Annotated in this window: 17 protein-coding genes; 3 read left to right on the top strand and 14 right to left on the bottom strand. The window is 46.1% G+C overall.

All coding sequences use genetic code 11. The features are described 5' to 3' along the window. Nucleotides 1–4: 4 nt before the first annotated feature. The 12 genes from holB to yceD all read right to left on the bottom strand — a co-directional run bounded on the left by holB (nucleotide 5) and on the right by yceD (nucleotide 9,738). Entirely contained in the window at nucleotides 5–967 is a 963-nt protein-coding gene (gene holB / locus OCU35_RS04445) for a DNA polymerase III subunit delta' (protein WP_261825713.1), read from the bottom strand. Beyond that, nucleotides 967–1,602 (bottom strand): dTMP kinase, encoded by a 636-nt coding sequence (tmk, locus tag OCU35_RS04440; RefSeq protein WP_261825712.1) that lies wholly within the window; start codon nucleotides 1,600–1,602, stop codon nucleotides 967–969. The genes holB and tmk overlap by 1 nt, the downstream gene beginning before the upstream one ends. Next, complete coding sequence (mltG, locus tag OCU35_RS04435; protein ID WP_017027738.1) at nucleotides 1,603–2,619, bottom strand: endolytic transglycosylase MltG; 1,017 nt, start codon at nucleotides 2,617–2,619, stop codon at nucleotides 1,603–1,605. It abuts the gene before it with no gap. After that, nucleotides 2,612–3,418: an aminodeoxychorismate lyase gene (gene pabC / locus OCU35_RS04430; protein ID WP_017027737.1), complete on the bottom strand. Its 807-nt coding sequence runs from the start codon at nucleotides 3,416–3,418 to the stop codon at nucleotides 2,612–2,614. The genes mltG and pabC overlap by 8 nt, the downstream gene beginning before the upstream one ends. Nucleotides 3,419–3,530: 112 nt before the next feature. Beyond that, nucleotides 3,531–4,781: a beta-ketoacyl-ACP synthase II gene (fabF, locus tag OCU35_RS04425; protein WP_017027736.1), complete on the bottom strand. Its 1,251-nt coding sequence runs from the start codon at nucleotides 4,779–4,781 to the stop codon at nucleotides 3,531–3,533. 97 nt (nucleotides 4,782–4,878) lie between these two features. Next, a complete protein-coding gene (acpP, locus tag OCU35_RS04420) occupies nucleotides 4,879–5,112 on the bottom strand; it encodes an acyl carrier protein (protein WP_017027735.1) in 234 nt (77 codons plus the stop codon). A gap of 161 nt (nucleotides 5,113–5,273) precedes the next feature. After that, complete coding sequence (gene fabG / locus OCU35_RS04415) at nucleotides 5,274–6,008, bottom strand: 3-oxoacyl-ACP reductase FabG (protein WP_017027734.1); 735 nt, start codon at nucleotides 6,006–6,008, stop codon at nucleotides 5,274–5,276. A gap of 24 nt (nucleotides 6,009–6,032) precedes the next feature. Further along, nucleotides 6,033–6,956 (bottom strand): ACP S-malonyltransferase, encoded by a 924-nt coding sequence (gene fabD, locus OCU35_RS04410; RefSeq protein WP_065598733.1) that lies wholly within the window; start codon nucleotides 6,954–6,956, stop codon nucleotides 6,033–6,035. Between the two features lie 78 nt (nucleotides 6,957–7,034). Further along, nucleotides 7,035–7,985 carry a beta-ketoacyl-ACP synthase III gene (locus OCU35_RS04405; protein WP_017032535.1) on the bottom strand — a complete coding sequence of 317 codons (951 nt, stop codon included), beginning with the start codon at nucleotides 7,983–7,985 and terminating at the stop codon, nucleotides 7,035–7,037. A 5-nt stretch (nucleotides 7,986–7,990) separates the two neighbouring features. Beyond that, nucleotides 7,991–9,016: a phosphate acyltransferase PlsX gene (gene plsX, locus OCU35_RS04400; protein ID WP_017027731.1), complete on the bottom strand. Its 1,026-nt coding sequence runs from the start codon at nucleotides 9,014–9,016 to the stop codon at nucleotides 7,991–7,993. 9 nt (nucleotides 9,017–9,025) lie between these two features. Beyond that, a complete protein-coding gene (gene rpmF, locus OCU35_RS04395) occupies nucleotides 9,026–9,196 on the bottom strand; it encodes a 50S ribosomal protein L32 (RefSeq protein WP_017027730.1) in 171 nt (56 codons plus the stop codon). Nucleotides 9,197–9,201: 5 nt separating this feature from the next. After that, nucleotides 9,202–9,738, bottom strand: a complete 537-nt coding sequence (yceD, locus tag OCU35_RS04390; protein WP_017027729.1) for a 23S rRNA accumulation protein YceD — start codon at nucleotides 9,736–9,738, stop codon at nucleotides 9,202–9,204. 117 nt (nucleotides 9,739–9,855) lie between these two features. Between yceD and OCU35_RS04385 the strand changes: the two genes are divergently transcribed. Then, complete coding sequence (locus OCU35_RS04385; RefSeq protein ID WP_261825711.1) at nucleotides 9,856–10,455, top strand: Maf family protein; 600 nt, start codon at nucleotides 9,856–9,858, stop codon at nucleotides 10,453–10,455. Here the strand turns inward: OCU35_RS04385 and rluC are convergent. After that, nucleotides 10,448–11,392: a 23S rRNA pseudouridine(955/2504/2580) synthase RluC gene (gene rluC, locus OCU35_RS04380; RefSeq protein WP_017027727.1), complete on the bottom strand. Its 945-nt coding sequence runs from the start codon at nucleotides 11,390–11,392 to the stop codon at nucleotides 10,448–10,450. The genes OCU35_RS04385 and rluC overlap by 8 nt on opposite strands. A gap of 602 nt (nucleotides 11,393–11,994) precedes the next feature. Between rluC and rne the strand changes: the two genes are divergently transcribed. Both rne and OCU35_RS04370 read left to right on the top strand, forming a co-directional pair. Further along, complete coding sequence (gene rne / locus OCU35_RS04375; protein ID WP_261825710.1) at nucleotides 11,995–15,111, top strand: ribonuclease E; 3,117 nt, start codon at nucleotides 11,995–11,997, stop codon at nucleotides 15,109–15,111. A 239-nt stretch (nucleotides 15,112–15,350) separates the two neighbouring features. After that, nucleotides 15,351–16,910 carry a SulP family inorganic anion transporter gene (locus tag OCU35_RS04370; protein WP_017027725.1) on the top strand — a complete coding sequence of 520 codons (1,560 nt, stop codon included), beginning with the start codon at nucleotides 15,351–15,353 and terminating at the stop codon, nucleotides 16,908–16,910. A gap of 66 nt (nucleotides 16,911–16,976) precedes the next feature. Here the strand turns inward: OCU35_RS04370 and OCU35_RS04365 are convergent, their stop codons facing one another. After that, nucleotides 16,977–18,431 carry an MATE family efflux transporter gene (locus OCU35_RS04365; protein WP_261825709.1) on the bottom strand — a complete coding sequence of 485 codons (1,455 nt, stop codon included), beginning with the start codon at nucleotides 18,429–18,431 and terminating at the stop codon, nucleotides 16,977–16,979. Between the last annotated feature and the right edge of the window lie 24 nt (nucleotides 18,432–18,455).

The raw sequence follows: 18,455 nt of genomic DNA, 5'->3' as shown, positions 1-18,455 counted from the left end.
ATAATCATCTAGTTTTCGTTTCAATGAGCCACTGACTTAATAGTAGTTCTTTATTAAGCCCAGTATGAAGGGTAAGTTGCTCAATAAACTTGGCGAGTCTTCGTGTCATGTCAAACACCTGCTGATAATCTAAAACTGATTTGAGACGTTTTAATTGAGGGTGGTTTTCTACCGTAGGCAGTTCAACAAAATACCCTTTCTGCAGCTCGATCAAAGCCAATGACAACAAACTCAGCTTAGCGAGCGTGTCCGTAGAACACTTATCTACGAAGGTTTTCGGTAATGCAAAGTCCTGCTCAATAAAATCCGTTAACGCAGCCAATGTAGAATCAAACTCCGCGCCTTGCCCTTCATCAATAAATGCTTTTAGCTTTAATGGAGCGCCTAAGCACAGCTGATAATACAGCTCAGGCACCTCAGAGATCCCATTAGCCGTTAGCCATTGCTGATATTCACTCAGCACAGGTGTTTTAACGTGCCAATGCTGACAGCGACTCTTAATCGTAGGCAACAAGCGATGAGGTGCATGGCTTCTTAAAATAAACACACAGCTATCAGGTGGGCTTTCGAGTGTCTTCAATAACGCATTCATCGCCTGCTCTGTCATTGATTCAGCAGGCTCTATAATAATGACTCGTTGGCCACTCAATTGGGACGACTCTAGAGCATAGCGATTCCCTTCACGGATCTGGTCCACTGAAATGGTCGCTTTACCCTCAGCGGGTGCAATTCGATGTAGATCAGGGTGTGTCCCAGCTTGAAATAATGCACAGCTGTGACAAAAGCCGCATGCCTCTACTTCACTACTGTTGCACAATTGCACCTTGAGCAATGCTTCAACCAGTGATTCTTCACCAAGACCTTCCGTTGCACTAAACAGCAAAGCGCCAGGCAATGAGCCATGTTGCATGCTCGCCTGCAAATTCGTCCAAGTTTCAGATAGCCATGGGTACTGAACACCATTCATTACTCGTGACTTCCTAACCAATGAATTAGTGCTGCTTCAATATCACTGGCCACTTTATCAATCGGCTGCGCAGCATTAATGATTAAAATCGAACTATCGCTGTTAGCCAATTCTAGGTAGCGCTCTCGTGCTCGCTCAAAAAACGAAATATCCATTTTTTCAATGCGATCCAAATCGCCACGGCCGCGCGCACGCTCTAAACCCAATCGCGGCTCAATGTCCATGTATAGGGTAAGATCGGGTTTAAAATCACCTAAGCTAATCTGCTTCAATGACTGCATTGTTTCTGCTGGGATCTGCCGGCCGCCACCTTGGTATGCCTGAGATGAAAGGTCATGACGATCTCCCACCACCCAATTACCTGAGCTCAATGCAGGCTTGATGACAGTTTCTACCAACTGTACTCGAGCGCCATACATAAGAAGTAATTCGGTGATATCTTGAATCTCTTCTGCTTCATGCTCTTCTTTGACCAAAGCACGCATTTTTTCCGCTAAAAGAGTACCACCAGGTTCTCTTGTTGAGACGATATTCTCGATACCTGACGAGGTTAACACCGACATAATACTCGCTATAGCGGTACTTTTTCCGGCGCCCTCTAGGCCCTCAACAACAATAAACTTACCTTGTTCCATTTATTTACGTGCCCTTAGCTTTCTTAGATATTCTTGAACAGCGCGGTTATGATCTCTTAAGTTTTTAGAGAAGACATGCCCACCATCACCACTTGCTACAAAGTACAGATACTTGCTGTCATCCGGGTCAACAGCTGCGGCTATTGCCTCTTCACCGACCATAGCAATTGGCGTTGGTGTCAGACCGTACATGGTATAGGTGTTGTATGGTGTTGGCGTTTGTAAATCACGCTTACGAATATTGCCTTTATACTTATCACCCATACCGTAGATAACGGTCGGATCTGTTTGCAATCGCATGCCAATATTCAAGCGATTAACAAACACAGACGATACTAACGGGCGCTCTTCGGGAACCGCCGTTTCTTTTTCAATAATAGAGGCTAGGATAAGCGCTTCATAAGCGTTCTTCAGAGGCAGTTTGTCTTGGCGTTGACCCCAATATTGTTCTAGAACACGGTTCAACTGTGTATGAGAGCGCTTCATGATGTCCAAATCTGACATGCCTACCGTATAGTGGTAAGTCTCAGCCAAGAATAAACCTTCGAGTTTCTCTCTATCAATCTGCAGGGCTTCGGCTATCTCAGCCTCAGTCATGTCTTTGGTCGTGTGTATAAGGTGGGGCGCCTCGTCGAACATTGCGCGCCATTCTTTAAAGGTGCTTCCTTCAACAAAGGTGATGCTAAATTGCATCTGCTGCCCATGGACCAAATCTAAAAGGGTTTGTTTAAGGGTAAGATTCGGCTGTACCTGAAAGGTGCCCGCTTTAACCTGAGTGAGTTCAGGGTGCGCACGACGCAATAAACGAGAAAAGTCGCTTGGTTCAATCCAGCCGTCTTTCTCAAATCGATTTAACAACGAATTAAATGAGGTTCCCGACTCGATAGTCACTAGAGTGGGCTCATCAATTTTCACTGATTGGTTAACATAGCCGTCGAGTTGGTTCCAAACGTAGAACAAACCCGCTCCAGCCAAAAGAATGCAGATGATACAAAGGGTGATGATTTTTTTAAGCACTATTTATACTCTCCTGAAAGTCGCGTGTGATTATACCGACTGGATAGGATTTATGTGTGATTTTTACGACAGGAGCGATACCTAACAAGGAATTACACATGAAAACTTCATCTGCGGTCAATAAGTGTCCCATTTCAAACTCACCAAACAGCACCTTCATACCCAACATCTGAGCATCTTGGATAACTAATCGGCGAATGACACCAGACACACCACACTTTTCCATACTAGGGGTATAGAGCGTCTTACCTTTAACCCAAAATAGATTTGCCATCGTTGTTTCTACGATATGGTCATTAAGGTCAAGCACTACCCCGTCAAGGTGGCCTTGCTGTTCAATATCGGCCTTTAACAGCACTTGCTCTAATCGATTGTTGTGTTTATGCCCGGCTAATAGGGGATTAATTCCCAGTTTGTGCTCAGCAACGCCTAGCTCAACGCCTTGCTGTTGCCATTCTTTGTAGTGTGCAGGGTAGCCAAATTCACTGATGGTCACTAAAGACTCGGTAACTCCCGCAGGACTATACCCTCTACCGCCACTGCCTCGACTGACGTGGAGCTTCACGCCCCCTAAGCCTTTTTCTATTGCCGCCTGCTCCACCCATGCCCGCACTTGTTTCCAATTAGGCTGAGAAATTTGTAGCAGCTGCAAACAGGCTTGCATCCTTTCTACATGCAAAGACCAAAAAAGAGGCTTTCCATCAATCGTTTTGATTGTGGTAAAACCGCCGTCTCCGTAATTGAAGCTTCTGTCACTGGCCGAGACAGTGGCTTCTTGGATTCCATTTATCCAATACATGCACTCTTTCCATAGGTTACTAACAATAAAAAAGGCCAGAGCCAGTTTCTTTGAAACTGAGTCTGACCCAAACTATTCTAGCTAACTATTTGTTCTATGGTATCTAGGATTATTAAATCTTTTTGAAGATTAATGAACCGTTCGTACCACCAAAGCCAAATGAGTTACATAGAGCATATTCGATATCAACATCTTGAGCGACGTTTGGCACCAAGTCGATACCTAGCTCTGCAGCACGCTCATCCATATTATCTAGGTTGATTGTTGGCGGAACTTTTTGGTCACGAAGAGCCAATGCTGTGATAATAGCTTCAACAGAACCTGCAGCACCCAATAGGTGACCAATCATAGATTTAGTAGAAGAAACCTTCACTTGCGCAGAGCCTGCATCACCTAGAGCGCGTTTAACGCCTTTAAGTTCTGCAACATCACCCGCTGGAGTCGAAGTGCCGTGTGCATTGATGTAGCCAATTTGCTCACCAGTCACACCCGCATCACGCATTGCCGCTTCCATTGCTAGTGCACCGCCAGAACCATCTTCACTTGGAGAGGTCATGTGGTACGCATCGCCACTCATACCGAAGCCAACTAGCTCACAGTAGATGTTAGCACCGCGTGCCTTAGCTGATTCGTACTCTTCCAGTACCATCATGCCAGCACCATCGCCCAATACGAAACCATCGCGCGCTTTGTCCCATGGACGAGAAGCTGCTTGTGGGTTTTCATTATTAGTTGATAGAGCCTTAGCTGCACCAAAGCCTGCGATACCCATTGGAGTAGACGCTTTTTCAGAGCCACCCGCAACCATCGCATCAGCATCACCGTAAGCAATCATACGTGCCGCATGGCCGATGTTATGCAAACCAGTAGTACAGGCTGTAGAGATAGCAATGTTAGGACCACGAAGGCCACGCATAATAGAAAGGTTACCTGCAACCATGTTTACGATGGTTGACGGAACGAAAAATGGGCTCACTCGACGTGGGCCTTTGTCGTTCATAACATGGATACCGTTTTCAATCAGACCTAAACCACCAATACCAGAGCCAATCGCCACGCCTACGCGAGTGCAATTTTCGTCAGTGATTTCTAGGCCAGAATCATCAAGAGCTTGGATACCTGCTGCGATACCGTATTGGATAAATAAATCCATTTTACGAGCATCTTTTTTAGACATGTACTCTTCGCAGTTAAAGTCTTTAATAAGACCTGCAAAGCGTGTTGTGAATTCGGTGGTGTCAAAGTGTTCGATATTTGAAATACCGCTTTGACCAGATAGCAGGGCTTTCCAAGAAGATTCTACGGTGTTGCCGACCGGTGACAACATACCCATGCCAGTGACAACTACACGACGCTTGGACACGATTTTTACTCCGGGTTAGATTAGTTAGATATTGATTTTAAACAATAAGGGAACTGAAATGAATCAGGCGGCCAAGATAGACCGCCTGAGAAGAGAATTACTGAGCGCCAGTTACGTAATCGATAGCAGCTTGAACAGTAGTGATTTTCTCTGCTTCTTCATCAGGAATCTCAGTGTCGAACTCTTCTTCTAGAGCCATTACTAGCTCAACTGTGTCTAGAGAGTCAGCGCCTAGATCGTCAACGAAAGATGCTTCGTTCTTAACTTCAGCTTCGTCAACACCTAGCTGTTCAACGATGATTTTTTTTACACGTTCTTCAAGATTGCTCATTTTTTATTTCCTATACATAAGTCGCTTAATGCGATGTTTTGCGTAGTTTATTCGAAAGTTAAAAAGTTGCAAGGGCATCCTTGCTGGTCAAACCACAAATTTGTGAATTTAACCGATTTTAATGGCACTTTTGACATATATCACGCCAAAAATGCGCAAAATTACACCATGTACATGCCACCATTGACGTGCAATGTTTCACCTGTGATGTAAGCAGCGTCTGGAGAGGCAAGGAATGCCACAGCAGCTGCAATCTCACGAGGATCACCTAAGCGACCCGCTGGCACAGAAGAGAGCGTCGCAGCGCGTTGCTCATCATTCAATGCTTTTGTCATATCAGTTTCGATAAAGCCCGGTGCTACAGTATTGACCGTTACTCCACGAGAAGCAACCTCACGTGCCATAGACTTTGTAAAACCAATTACGCCCGCTTTCGCTGCCGCGTAGTTTGTTTGTCCAGCGTTGCCCATAGTACCAACTACTGAACCTACATTGATGATTCTACCGCACTTTTTCTTCATCATGCCACGTAGAACGGCTTTAGACAAACGGAAGATTGAGGTCAGGTTAGTGTCCATGATATCTGTCCACTCGTCGTCCTTCATGCGCATTAGCAGGTTGTCACGTGTGATACCTGCGTTGTTCACTAGAATATCAAGAGGACCAAATTCTGTGGTGATCTCTTTAAGAACTGACTCAATAGACGCAGGATCAGTCACGTTAAGTGCCATTCCCTTACCTTTGTCACCTAAATACTCGCTAATCGCTGCAGCACCGTTTTCGCTCGTTGCTGTACCGATCACTGTTGCACCACGTGCAACCAATGTTTCAGCGATAGAACGACCGATACCACGGCTAGCACCAGTAACTAGTGCGATCTTTCCTTCAAGGTTCATTATTCGTTATCTCCGTTAAGAATCTTATTTCGCCGCTTCAAGGGATGCAGTGTCATTGACCGCTGCAGCCGTTAGGCTTTTTACAATACGTTTAGTTAGACCGGTTAGTACTTTACCTGGACCTAATTCTAGAAGTTTTTCAACACCTTGCTCGTGCATCTTCTGCACACCTTCTGTCCAGCGTACTGGGCAGTATAGCTGACGCACTAGTGCATCTTTGATCTTTGCAGGATCCGTCTCAGCAGCCACATCCACATTGTTGATCACTGGCAGCGTTGGTGCGTTGAACTCAATATCTTTAAGTGCTTCAGCCAAACGATCCGCTGCTGGCTTCATAAGTGCACAGTGTGATGGTACAGAAACAGGAAGAGGCAGTGCACGCTTAGCGCCTGCTTCTTTACACAGTACACCCGCGCGCTCTACAGCCGCCTTGTTACCTGCGATAACCACCTGACCTGGAGAGTTGAAGTTAACCGGTGAAACAACCTCACCTTGCGCCGCTTCTTCACATGCCTTGGCAATCGCATCATCAGCAAGACCAATAATGGCGTACATTGCGCCCGTGCCTGCTGGTACCGCTTCTTGCATCAATTGACCACGTAGCTCAACCAATTTAATCGCTTCTTTGAAGTCAATAACACCCGCACATACTAGCGCTGAGTATTCACCTAGGCTGTGACCCGCTAATAGCTCAGGAGTCGCTAGGCCTTGATCGTTCCAAACGCGCCAAACTGCAACAGAAGAAGCCAGTAGTGCGGGTTGAGTGCGATGAGTTTGGTTCAAATCTTCAACTGGGCCGTCTTGGATAAGCGCCCAAAGGTCGTAACCTAACACCTCTGAAGCTTCTGCAAATGTTTGTTTAACAATATCAAACTGCTCGCCAAGTTCAGCTAACATACCAAGGCTTTGAGAGCCTTGACCTGGAAATACAATTGCAAATTTGCTCATAATTCGTCCTTTAAGCCTTGCTAAATATTGAAAAAGAAGTGCAAAGGCACTTCTTTTGGTTAATCGAACGCGCTTAGATTAAAATTTAACCAGCGCAGAACCCCAGGTGAAACCACCACCAAAGGCTTCTAGCAACAGCGTCTGACCACGCTTAATTCGACCATCTCGCACTGCTTCATCCAACGCTGTTGGAACTGTTGCAGCCGAAGTATTGCCGTGGCGATCAAGGGTCACTACCACCTGATCCATAGACATAGACAGTTTCTTTGCCGTTGCGGTAATAATTCTTAGGTTTGCTTGGTGTGGCACTAACCAATCCAAGTCTTCTTTACTCATGTTGTTGGCTTTTAGCGTATCGGTAACCAAACGAGAAAGTTGGGTTACTGCCACCTTGAATACTTCATTGCCCGTCATGTGTAGCCACTTATCGACTTCACCACCACGAACTGGCATTTCAAGACTAAGCAGCTCGCCATAACGGCCATCAGCGCCTAAATGCGTCGATAGGATGCCCTGCTCTTCGCTTGCACCTAACACCACAGCACCTGCACCATCACCAAACAAGATAACCGTTGAACGATCAATCTCATCCACTGATTTAGACAGAGCATCAGAGCCAATAACTAAGATGTTTTTGCACATGCCTGAACGGATGTGTTGGTCTGCTATTGATAGTGCGTATACAAAGCCCGTACATGCAGCTGCCACATCGAACGCAGCACAACCAGGGATCTCTAAGAGTCCTTGGACCTGACACGCTGAAGATGGGAATGCATGACTACCACTTGTAGTAGCAACAATGATGAGATCGATATCTTTCTTATCGATACCGGCCATTTCAATTGCATTTTTAGCGGCAATAAAGCCCATATCCGCCACCGATTCATCGGGAGCAGAGATGCGACGTTCTTTGATACCTGTACGAGCAACAATCCACTCGTCGGCAGTATCTACCATTTGTTCTAAATCTGCATTGGTGCGCACTTGGGAAGGCAAATAGCTGCCTGTGCCTAATATTTTGCTATACATGAAGACTAATTTTGCCTCTCGAGTAAAACGGTTTCCAAACGGTCACTTATACGACTGGGTACTTGACGTTTGACCTCGTGAACTGCCTCTATGATTGCATTGATGATAGCAGTTTTATCCGCACTTCCGTGACTTTTAATGACAATGCCGCGCAATCCTAGCAAACTTGCCCCGTTATACTGGTCGGGGTTCAGCTGTTTTAGCTCAGAAAACAGCTCAGAGAAGAATAATTTTGAAATCCAAGCTCTTAGCTTAGACGACAGCATATGACGTTTTAGCCTTTCAAGGAATAGATTTGCGACTCCTTCAGACGCTTTTAGGCATACATTGCCTACAAAGCCATCACATACCACTACATCCGCTTCATCGTGTAATAATTGATGAGCCTCGATAAAGCCGGTGTAATTAATTGATTTTACCTGCTGAAGCATTTCAGCACAGTTTTTTACCAGATCATTTCCCTTAATCTCTTCCTCGCCCACATTCAATATCGCCACTCTTGGTGCACGTTGCAGGTGTTCTTCAGCAAGTGCTGAGCCCATCACCGCAAATTGAAATAGCGTGTTCGCATCGACGGAGACATTTGCGCCAAGATCCAACAACCATACTTTTTGGCCACTACGGGTAGGTAAAGCAGAGATCAGTGCTGGCCTTTCAATGCCGGGAAGTAACTTTAGACGATAACGAGAGAGTCCCATCAAGGCACCTGTATTTCCTCCGCTCACACAAGCCTGTGCAGTCTGATCTTCAACAAGATCGATGGCTCGACGCATAGAAGTGCCTACGCTACGGCGCATGACGGAAGAAGGTTTATCGGTGTCTGCAATGACCTTATCGGTATGCTCGATATGAATTCGGTCTTTGGGGTAAGAACCCAATGTAGAGAGGTGGGGAATGAGGACAGATTCGTCGCCCACTAATATAACTTTCAGCTCTGGGAAAATAGACAATGCCTGCACGGCGGCAGGCACTGTAACATGGGGACCGAAATCCCCACCCATTGCATCAAGTGCAACGGTAATCGTTTGCAAAAGGCAACCTTACTTGTTGACTACCTTTTTGCCACGGTAGTAACCTTCAGCAGTCACGTTGTGACGTAGGTGAGTTTCACCTGAAGTTGCGTCTACAGATAGTGCAGCTGTAGTTAGCGCATCGTGTGAACGACGCATGCCACGCATTGAACGTGATTTTTTGCTCTTTTGTACGGCCATTGACCCTACTCCTTTGTCTTTGCTTTTAAGCTTTTTAAAACTTCGAACGGGTTTGGTTTATCTTCCTCAATTTCTTCAGGAATATCACCAAAAACCAAGTTATGTGTATTTACGCTACAGTCAGAAACATCATGCATTGCTATTTGAGGCAAATTTAGAAGGAACTCGTCTTCAACTAACTGTATGAGATCGCATTCACCGTACTCGTTCAGATCTACCAAATCGTACTCTTCCGGGGCTTCCTCTTCGGTCTTTTCGCCCTTATTAGGGGTATAGACGAATTGGACTTCACAAACATGTGTGAAGTTCTCATTGCAGCGTTGACACTCTAAATCGACTTCGACGTTAGCTTTACCAGAGATAACGACCAATCGTTGTTCATCTAAGTCAAATGACAATGTGACTTCTGCGTCGCGTTTTACGCCTTCGACCGACTCGGCCAAGCGCTTGAGCAGACTGACTTGGATGATGCCATCATAGTCTAGTCGTTTCTGAGCAGCTTTACTCGGGTCAACCGTTCGCGGTATTTTTACCTTTTGCATAGGGCGCGAATATTATCTCTCAATTTATATTTAGTCAAAGGAAAACAGAAAAAACTTACTCAATTTTTGTACGTCGATTATTCTATAGCAATCAATACTGACCCATAGATGGAATTCATGAGCGAATATCAAATTGTTTTAGCCTCAACATCACTCTATCGAGCTGAAATTCTGCATAAATTATCTCTTTCTTTTACTCAGCTTAGCCCAGATTTTGACGAAACCGCTCAGGACAATGAAACACCCGAGCAACTCGTTGCCAGACTGGCCGAAGGAAAAGCGAAATCTTGCGTCCTACCCGATGGCAATCACCTCGTTATTGGCTCCGACCAAGTGTGTGTGGTCAATGGCCAAATCGTCGGTAAACCGCATACGGTAGAAAACGCGATTCAACAGTTGCACGCTCAAAGCGGCCAAACTATTACGTTTTACACTGGCCTTGCATTATACAACAGCAAGCAGTGTCACACTCAAGTGGTTGTTGATACCTTTAAGGTTCATTTCAAAACTCTAACAGACATTCAAATCAAGCGTTACGTTGAGCTGGAACAACCTCTCAATTGTGCTGGTAGCTTCAAGAGCGAAGGACTGGGCATCGCTCTATTTGAAGCTTTGGAGGGTAAAGACCCAAATACATTAATTGGGCTACCACTCATCGATCTTATTACTTTGCTCGAAAACGAAGGGGTTTCTGTATTAGGTAACGCCGCTACTTAACACGTAGCCCTTCGATAGCACGTTGCAGTTTATTTTCCATTGGTGCAGAAATGTCCATTTCCTTTTCTGTACCTGGATGGATAAATTTAATATTTGCCGCATGTAAGAAAAGACGGTCAAGACCCACCTTCCCAGTGAAAGCATCAAAACGGCGGTCACCATAGCGATCATCCCATGCAATTGGATGACCTACATATTGAGTGTGTACACGAATCTGATGCGTACGCCCGGTGATAGGGCTCGCCTGTAGCAAAGTCGCATTGTTGAGCTTTTCAATTATCTTAAAGCGAGTTTCTGACGCCTTGCCGTTCGGGTTTACACGCACAATGCTGTTCACTTCATTCTTGAGAAGTGGCGCAGTTACTTTACGAATGCTGCTCTTCCACTCACCCATCACTAACGCGAAATAGTACTTCTGTACAGTCTTCTCACGAAATTGAGCTTGTAGATGACGCAATGCCGAACGCTTCTTAGCGATTAATAGGATTCCAGAGGTATCTCTATCAATGCGATGCACCAACTCTAAAAATCTCGCTTCTGGTCTAAGCGCTCGCAAGGCTTCAATAGCGCCAAACTTCAGGCCACTGCCGCCATGAACCGCGGTGCCCGATGGCTTGTTAAGAATCAGCACATGCTCATCTTCATACAAAATGCAGTGTTCGAGCTCTGACACCTTATTCAGCTTAGTGCTAAGGGCCGGCGCTTCTTCGGTAGCAGGCAAGGTCACAGGTGGGATCCTGACGATATCACCCGCTTGCAGCTTGTATTCTGCTTTAACACGCTTTTTATTTACACGGACTTCTCCCTTACGCACGATTCGGTAAACCATGCTCTTAGGGATCGCCTTCAATTGATTGCGCAAAAAGTTATCAATGCGCTGTCCAGCCATGTCGGAATCTATGTCAACAAACTGTACTTGGGTTCTAATTTCACTCATTCCCTTAGTCTAACATCCTAAAGTGCTGTAAATCACATTTTTCTCTACTAAAATGGATAACTGAAACAAGCTGTGTTCCTGTTTGTTGGTTATTTAAAAACCTGTGTACAACATTAAGCCGTCACAGTTTTGTCATTTTTGCTGACATTTATTAAACAGTTTAATATCAGCTACTTATATGTACAGCCTTCGCAGTTTTTAGATTTATTTCTATCCTTTATCTGTTTGTCGATTGCTGTGTATTAGTGACACTGTTATAGTTCGTCAATCAATATGCCCTCTTGGTTATTTTTTACACTTTTCTAAGGTGCAAATTGATAAAAAGACGAAAGTCGATTGTTCATTTCCCAGTGCTGCGTAAGGCATAAGACATTGATAATGAACAAACTTATCGCGCGACTTTTACCTATCGATGCAGAGATCGACTGCAATTACTCGCAGATCATGTTTTTCTGAAGAGAAAAATGTGATGGCTAAAGTGTCCCCGAGCATCCCTTCCAGCCGAGAGGCTGCATTGATTGACCATGGGATCAGACACCATCGATAGAAACCATTGCGATAAACACAATTGAAATAATTAAAGAATCACAACGAGATTTCGAATGAAAAGAATGTTAATTAACGCAACTCAAAAAGAAGAGTTGCGTGTCGCCCTCGTTGATGGACAGAAGCTATTCGATCTAGATATCGAAAGCCCTGGCCATGAATCAAAGAAGGCGAATATCTACAAAGGACGTATCACACGCATCGAACCAAGCCTAGAAGCGGCGTTTGTTGACTATGGTGCAGAGCGACACGGTTTCCTCCCTCTAAAAGAAGTTGCTCGCGACTACTTTCCTGCTGGTTACACATACCAAGGCCGTCCAAGCATTAAAGAAGTGCTTAAAGAAGGCCAAGAAGTCATTGTACAAGTAGAGAAAGAAGAACGTGGTAACAAGGGCGCAGCCCTAACTACCTTTATCTCTCTTGCGGGTAGCTACCTAGTACTGATGCCTAACAACCCTCGTGCAGGCGGTATTTCTCGTCGTATCGAAGGTGACGAACGCACTCAACTTAAAGCAGCTCTAAGTACATTAGAACTGCCTCAAGGTATGGGTTTAATCGTTCGTACAGCAGGTGTTGGCAAAAGTGCTGAAGAACTTGAATGGGATCTAAACGTACTTCTTAACCACTGGACTGCAGTAAAAGAAGCGTCTGATGCAAATCAAGCGCCTTTCCTGATCCATCAAGAAAGTAATGTTATCGTTCGAGCTATTCGCGACTATTTGCGTCGTGATATTGGCGAGATCCTTATCGATAGCAACACTATCTTTGAGCGTGCTCAAGCGCACATTCAATTGGTTCGTCCCGACTTTATCAATCGTGTTAAAAAATACGAAGGTGAAGTACCACTATTTAGCCACTACCAAATTGAAAGCCAAATCGACTCTGCGTTCCAACGCGAAGTTCGTTTGCCTTCTGGTGGCTCAATCGTTATCGACCCAACGGAAGCGCTAACCTCTATCGATATCAACTCTGCTCGCGCAACAAAGGGTAGCGATATCGAAGAAACCGCACTGAACACTAACTTAGAAGCGGCCGATGAGATTGCTCGTCAGTTGCGTCTACGTGACCTAGGTGGTCTGGTTGTTATCGATTTCATCGATATGACTCCAGTACGCCACCAGCGTGAAGTAGAAAACCGCCTTCGTGAAGCTGCGCGTCTTGACCGCGCTCGTGTACAGATTGGTCGTATCTCTCGCTTCGGTCTTCTAGAGATGTCTCGTCAGCGTCTGAGCCCTTCTCTAGCAGAAGCCAGCCACCACATTTGCCCTCGTTGTTCGGGTACCGGTGTTGTACGTGACAATGAATCTCTAGCGCTATCTATCCTTCGTTTGGTTGAAGAAGAAGCACTGAAAGACAACACAGCTCAAGTACTTGCTGTTGTGCCTGTGCCTATTGCTTCTTACTTGATGAACGAAAAACGTCGTAGTGTTAATCACATCGAGCGTTGCCAAGAAGTTAAGATCCTTATTGTTCCTAACTCAGACATGGAAACGCCTCACTTTGAGGTGGTTCGTGTTCGTGAAGGTGAAGAACAAAGCCTGCTTTCATACCTATTGCCGAAGAAACTAGACGCAATGAAAGAAGCAGAAGCTCGCGATGCTGGTGAAGTTGAAGCTGCACCTCGACGCATTGAAGAGCCTGCACTACAAGGTTTCGCTTCTCCTGCTCAATCAGCAGCGCCTGCGCCAAAACCGCAAGCAGCACCGGTTGCGGCAGCACCTGTGGCTACTGCTCCAGCTAAGCCTGCAGCACCTGGCCTATTCTCTCGCATCATCTCAGCTATCAGTAAACTGTTCAGCTCAGAAGAAGAAGTGAAAGAAGAGAAACCGGCTGTTGAAGAAAGCAAGCCAAAACCGCAACGTCGCGATCGCAACGATAACCGTCGTCGCAATAACCGTGATAACCGTCGTCGTAACAACCGTCCAAACCGTAACAAGTCTGAGAACGAAGAGACCACGACAGAAGCACCTCGCGACCAAGCACCTCAACAAGATGCACCTCGTAAAGAGAACAAGCGTAAACCTCGTAAAGAGAGAAAAGCGCCAAGCAAAGTTGAAGAGCAAGGTAAGCAAATTGCCGAGCAAGCTCAGCAAGAGCCTGAAGCGAAAAACGACAAAGAAACCAAGACAAGTCAGGTTAAACAACGTCGTCAACGTCGTCAGATGAAGAAACAAGTACGCGTTAAGGATCAGCAAGCAGAAGCGAACCAACAGGACGTAACTGCGGAAGCTCCAGCGGCTAAAGTGTCTAAACCTGAAGCAGAAAAACCAGCGAAGAAGCAACAACCGAAAGGCAAAGTTTCAGCTGAAGACAATGCTCAAGGCGAAAACGCTGAGAAGAACGAAGCACCACAACAACGCCGTAACCGCCGCTCTCCGCGTCACCTACGTGCAAGTGGCCAACGTCGTCGTCGCGGTCGCGATCGCAGACCTAACCCATTCCGCCTACGCAAAGGTGGTGTTGCCTCTCCAGAGATGGCAATGGGTAAAGTGATGCCTAAGTACGACTTGCCTAAGCCGAAGAAGAAAGCGCCTAAAGTTGAAGAAACAACCGTTAGCGTAATCGGTGGTGTTGCTTTCCCTGAAATGTCTATGGGTAAAGTTATCGTAATGAAAGCCGCTCAACCTGTTAAAGCAGAACAACCTAAGGTAGCACCTAAAGTTGAAGAAGCTAAGGTTGAAGTTGCTAAGGTTACTGAAGCTAAAGTTACTGAAACCAAGGTAGAGCAAGCGAAACCTGTAGTGGCTGAAGCACCAGTGGCAGCACCTATCGTTGCAGAAACTGTTGAGCAACAGCCTGTTGAACAGCAGCCTGCACCAGTAGTTGAAGCTCCTGCACCAGAAGCCGTAGTGGTTGAAGCAACGCCTGTTGAAACTACACCTGTAGAAGCAGCGCCAGTGGAAACAGCAGAAGTTGTTACTCCTGAGGTAGCGAAGCAGCCAGAAGTGAAAGCTGCGCCTGCACCAAAAGTACCGCAGTCTGCTCCTAAAGCGACAATGAGCTTTAAGGGTCACGCAGGGTCAGGAATGACAAGCGCGCCTGGTCCACAGGAAACACGTGAAATTACTGTCAAGGCAGCCGATTTCCGTAGCGAACGCTTACAAGGCAAAGCCGGTGGCAGTCAGTCTGCTACTGCTAAGGCAACGGCCGGAACCACTAAACCAAATTACTAATTTGGATTAGCTAGAAAAGAGTCAGCTTTATGCTGGCTCTTTTTTTTATTGGATATTACTGCAGTTTCTCATCCCTTGATTGCACTTCAACCTCGTTTCCGTTAGCATTCGCCGACGAAAATTATAATAGCAAGCATGAATGTGTTACCTGGTGTAACCATATTCCGCAAATATCCACTATCACGACTATTCTTTAAGTCTCCGGTCGTGAACCCAAACCAAAAGATGAAATAACACAAATGTTTGAATCTCCACAGTTTTCAGCTCAAAGCGTCAAGAATGACGTTTTGTCCGGTCTAACCGTAGCACTTGCATTGGTACCCGAAGCGGTAGCCTTTGCCTTTGTTGCAGGTGTTGACCCTATGGTTGGCTTATACGCTGCCTTTATCGTTGGCTTAATCACTTCTATCTTCGGCGGTCGTCCAGGTATGATCTCTGGTGCGACAGGCGCAATGGCTGTTGTAATGGTAAGCCTTGTTGCCGTGCATGGTGTTGAGTACCTATTTGCCGCTATCATGCTTACCGGTTTATTGCAGGTGCTTGCCGGCATATTTAAGTTAGGTAAGTTCATCCGCATGGTGCCTCATCCAGTAATGATTGGCTTCGTGAACGGCTTAGCGATTGTTATTTTCCTTGCTCAGTTGGGACAGTTTAAAGCACCCGATATTGCCGGTGTAATGACTTGGCTTCCTGCTGGTCAAATGACGATCATGCTAGGTCTTGTTGCACTGACTATGGGTATCATTTTCTTCCTTCCTAAGCTGACCACAGCCATCCCATCTTCTTTGGTGGCCATAGTTACAGTAACCCTAATTGTTCAATTTGGCGGTCTTGATACGCGCACTGTTGTTGACTTCTTGCGTGCTATGTCTGGTAACGATGCGGCAACTCTTGCAGGCTCCCTACCGACATTCTCAATTCCTCAAGTACCATTCAATCTTGAGACACTGAAGATCATCTTGCCTTATGCCATCGTTCTAGCAGCGATTGGTCTAATTGAATCACTACTGACGCTAACGGTTCTTGATGAAATGACAAACACCCGTGGTAAGAGTAACCGCGAATGTGTGGGTCAAGGCATCGCAAACCTAAGCTGTTCAGTATTTGGCGCTATGGGTGGCTGTGCGATGATTGGTCAATCTATGATCAACATTAACTCAGGTGGTCGTGGTCGTCTTTCTGGTATCGTTGCCGCAGTTGCACTACTGATATTCATCCTGTTTGCTTCAGCGCTTATCGAGATGATTCCACTGGCTGCGCTAGTTGGCGTTATGTTTATGGTAGTTATCGGCACCTTTGAGTGGGCAACATTCAAGTTGGCACGCCGCGTACCTAAGCAAGATTTCTTTGTTATTGTTCTAGTAACTGTTGTAACAGTGCTGACTGACCTCGCCGTTGCGGTTGCAGTGGGTGTTATAGCTTCGGCTCTGATGTTTGCTTGGCAACATGCGAAACACATCTATGCAAGCAGCCAGACCAATGAAGAAGGCTCAAAGGAATACCGCATTCACGGCCCTGTATTCTTCGGCTCTGCGGCTAACTTTTTAGAACTGTTCGATGCACACAACGACCCTGTCGACGTGATCGTTGATTTCGCTGATTCTCGCGTTGCTGACCACTCAGCGATCGAAGCCATTGAAACTCTGGCTGAGCGCTATTCCGCTGTTGGCAAAACGCTACATTTGCGCCATCTTAGCCAAGACTGCCGTGCATTGCTGCACAAAGCAGGTAGCCTTGTAGAGATCAACGTAAAAGAAGATCCTAGCTACAAGGTTGCAACTGACGTCCTAGCGGGCTAACAGCGACAAAATACAAAAAAGCCTATAGGGAGACTCTCTATAGGCTTTTTTTAACTCCGCGTCTTATTACTTTTGCTCTGTTGCCAGTTCATCATTCTTCGCAAGCTCTTCCATTACCACAGCATCATGAGTACAAAACGGCTGCATGTTAACGCTGTGCAACCCTTCATCTACCTCATCCTCAACAGCCGCCTCCTTGTTCAGCTGATGGACATGAAACCTAAGAGCGGCCAGCGCAATCAAGCCAAAGACGATATTGCCCACCGCCTGTCCGTACAATACGCCTAACGCGTCAAACCAAGCCGAGCCAATATAAACGAAAGGGATAGTACCAACGGTCGCCTTACCTACATTAAGAGCCGTGGAATACAAAGGCTTACCAAGATTGTTAAACGAGGTGTTCGCCACAAATTGAGCGCCATTGAACAGGAACGTCACAGCGACAAAGGTGCAGAAGGTTCGAACTAACACATCAGCATCACCCGTTAAGTTAAAACCGCTGACTATAAAGGATTGAAGGAGGTATAAGACAAGACTTACGGTAACGCAGTAGATACTGACTACGATTAAAGAATTCAACAGCGTTTCTTTCACCCTATCGATGCGATCAGCTCCATAATTCTGCCCAATGATAGGCCCTACCGCGCCCGATAACGCAAAAATAGCGGCAAACACTACCGGTGTCAGACGCCCAACAACCGCAAAGCCTGCCACAAAATCCTCACCATATTGCGCAATGGAACTGGTGACGATGGCATTGCCTATTGGGGTAGCGATATTGGTAAAGATAGCGGGTAGCGCAATGACAAATATCGCTCGTTGGCTAATGAGCCACTGCTTATATCGGAACTTGCCAACCAAGTCGTGGTGTTTGATCAGTGGGGCTAAGGAAAAAGCCAGTACCGTAAATCGAGACACGACAGAGGCCAAAGCTGCGCCTTCTACGTTCCACATAAACACGAAGATAAATATAGGATCAAGAATTGCGTTAACCACCCCGCCCCATATAGTCGCCATCATAGAGCGTTTGGCATCTCCTGCAGCACGTAATGCGGCACCAGCAGCCATACCAAGAGCCACAATGGGCGTACTTGGCAGTAAGATATACATATAGTCTTTGGCATGCTCAAATGCCGCGCCCTTCGCGCCAATGAGCTGCAATAACTCAGGGATGTAATAGGCCATCACGCCAGTAATTACCGCGTTGACCAAAAAGGCCGTCACCAAAACATTGATAACAAGATGACGAGCACTTTGAACGCGCTTTGCGCCAAGCTCTTTCGATACCAAGGCGCCCATCGCAATGGAGGTACCAATAGATATTGAGGTGGAGAAAAAGATGATTGTTCCAGCAAAGCCCACCGCCGCTGCCAGTTCAATCTGCCCTAGCATACTGATGAACATCATATCTAGGAGGTCGACAATAAATAGCGACATTAAACCAATGGAACCGGCCCCTGACATTGTCAAGATATGCCTCATGGTTGAGCCTTCGACGAATTTCGCTTGCTGCTGCGCCACTGTCACTTCCTTGTCGGTTGTTAG

Source organism: Vibrio breoganii (assembly GCF_024346795.1).
GTDB lineage: Bacteria > Pseudomonadota > Gammaproteobacteria > Enterobacterales > Vibrionaceae > Vibrio > Vibrio breoganii.
Note: the sequence above shows the minus strand (reverse complement) of the source record. Positions and strands in the feature narration are given on the sequence as shown.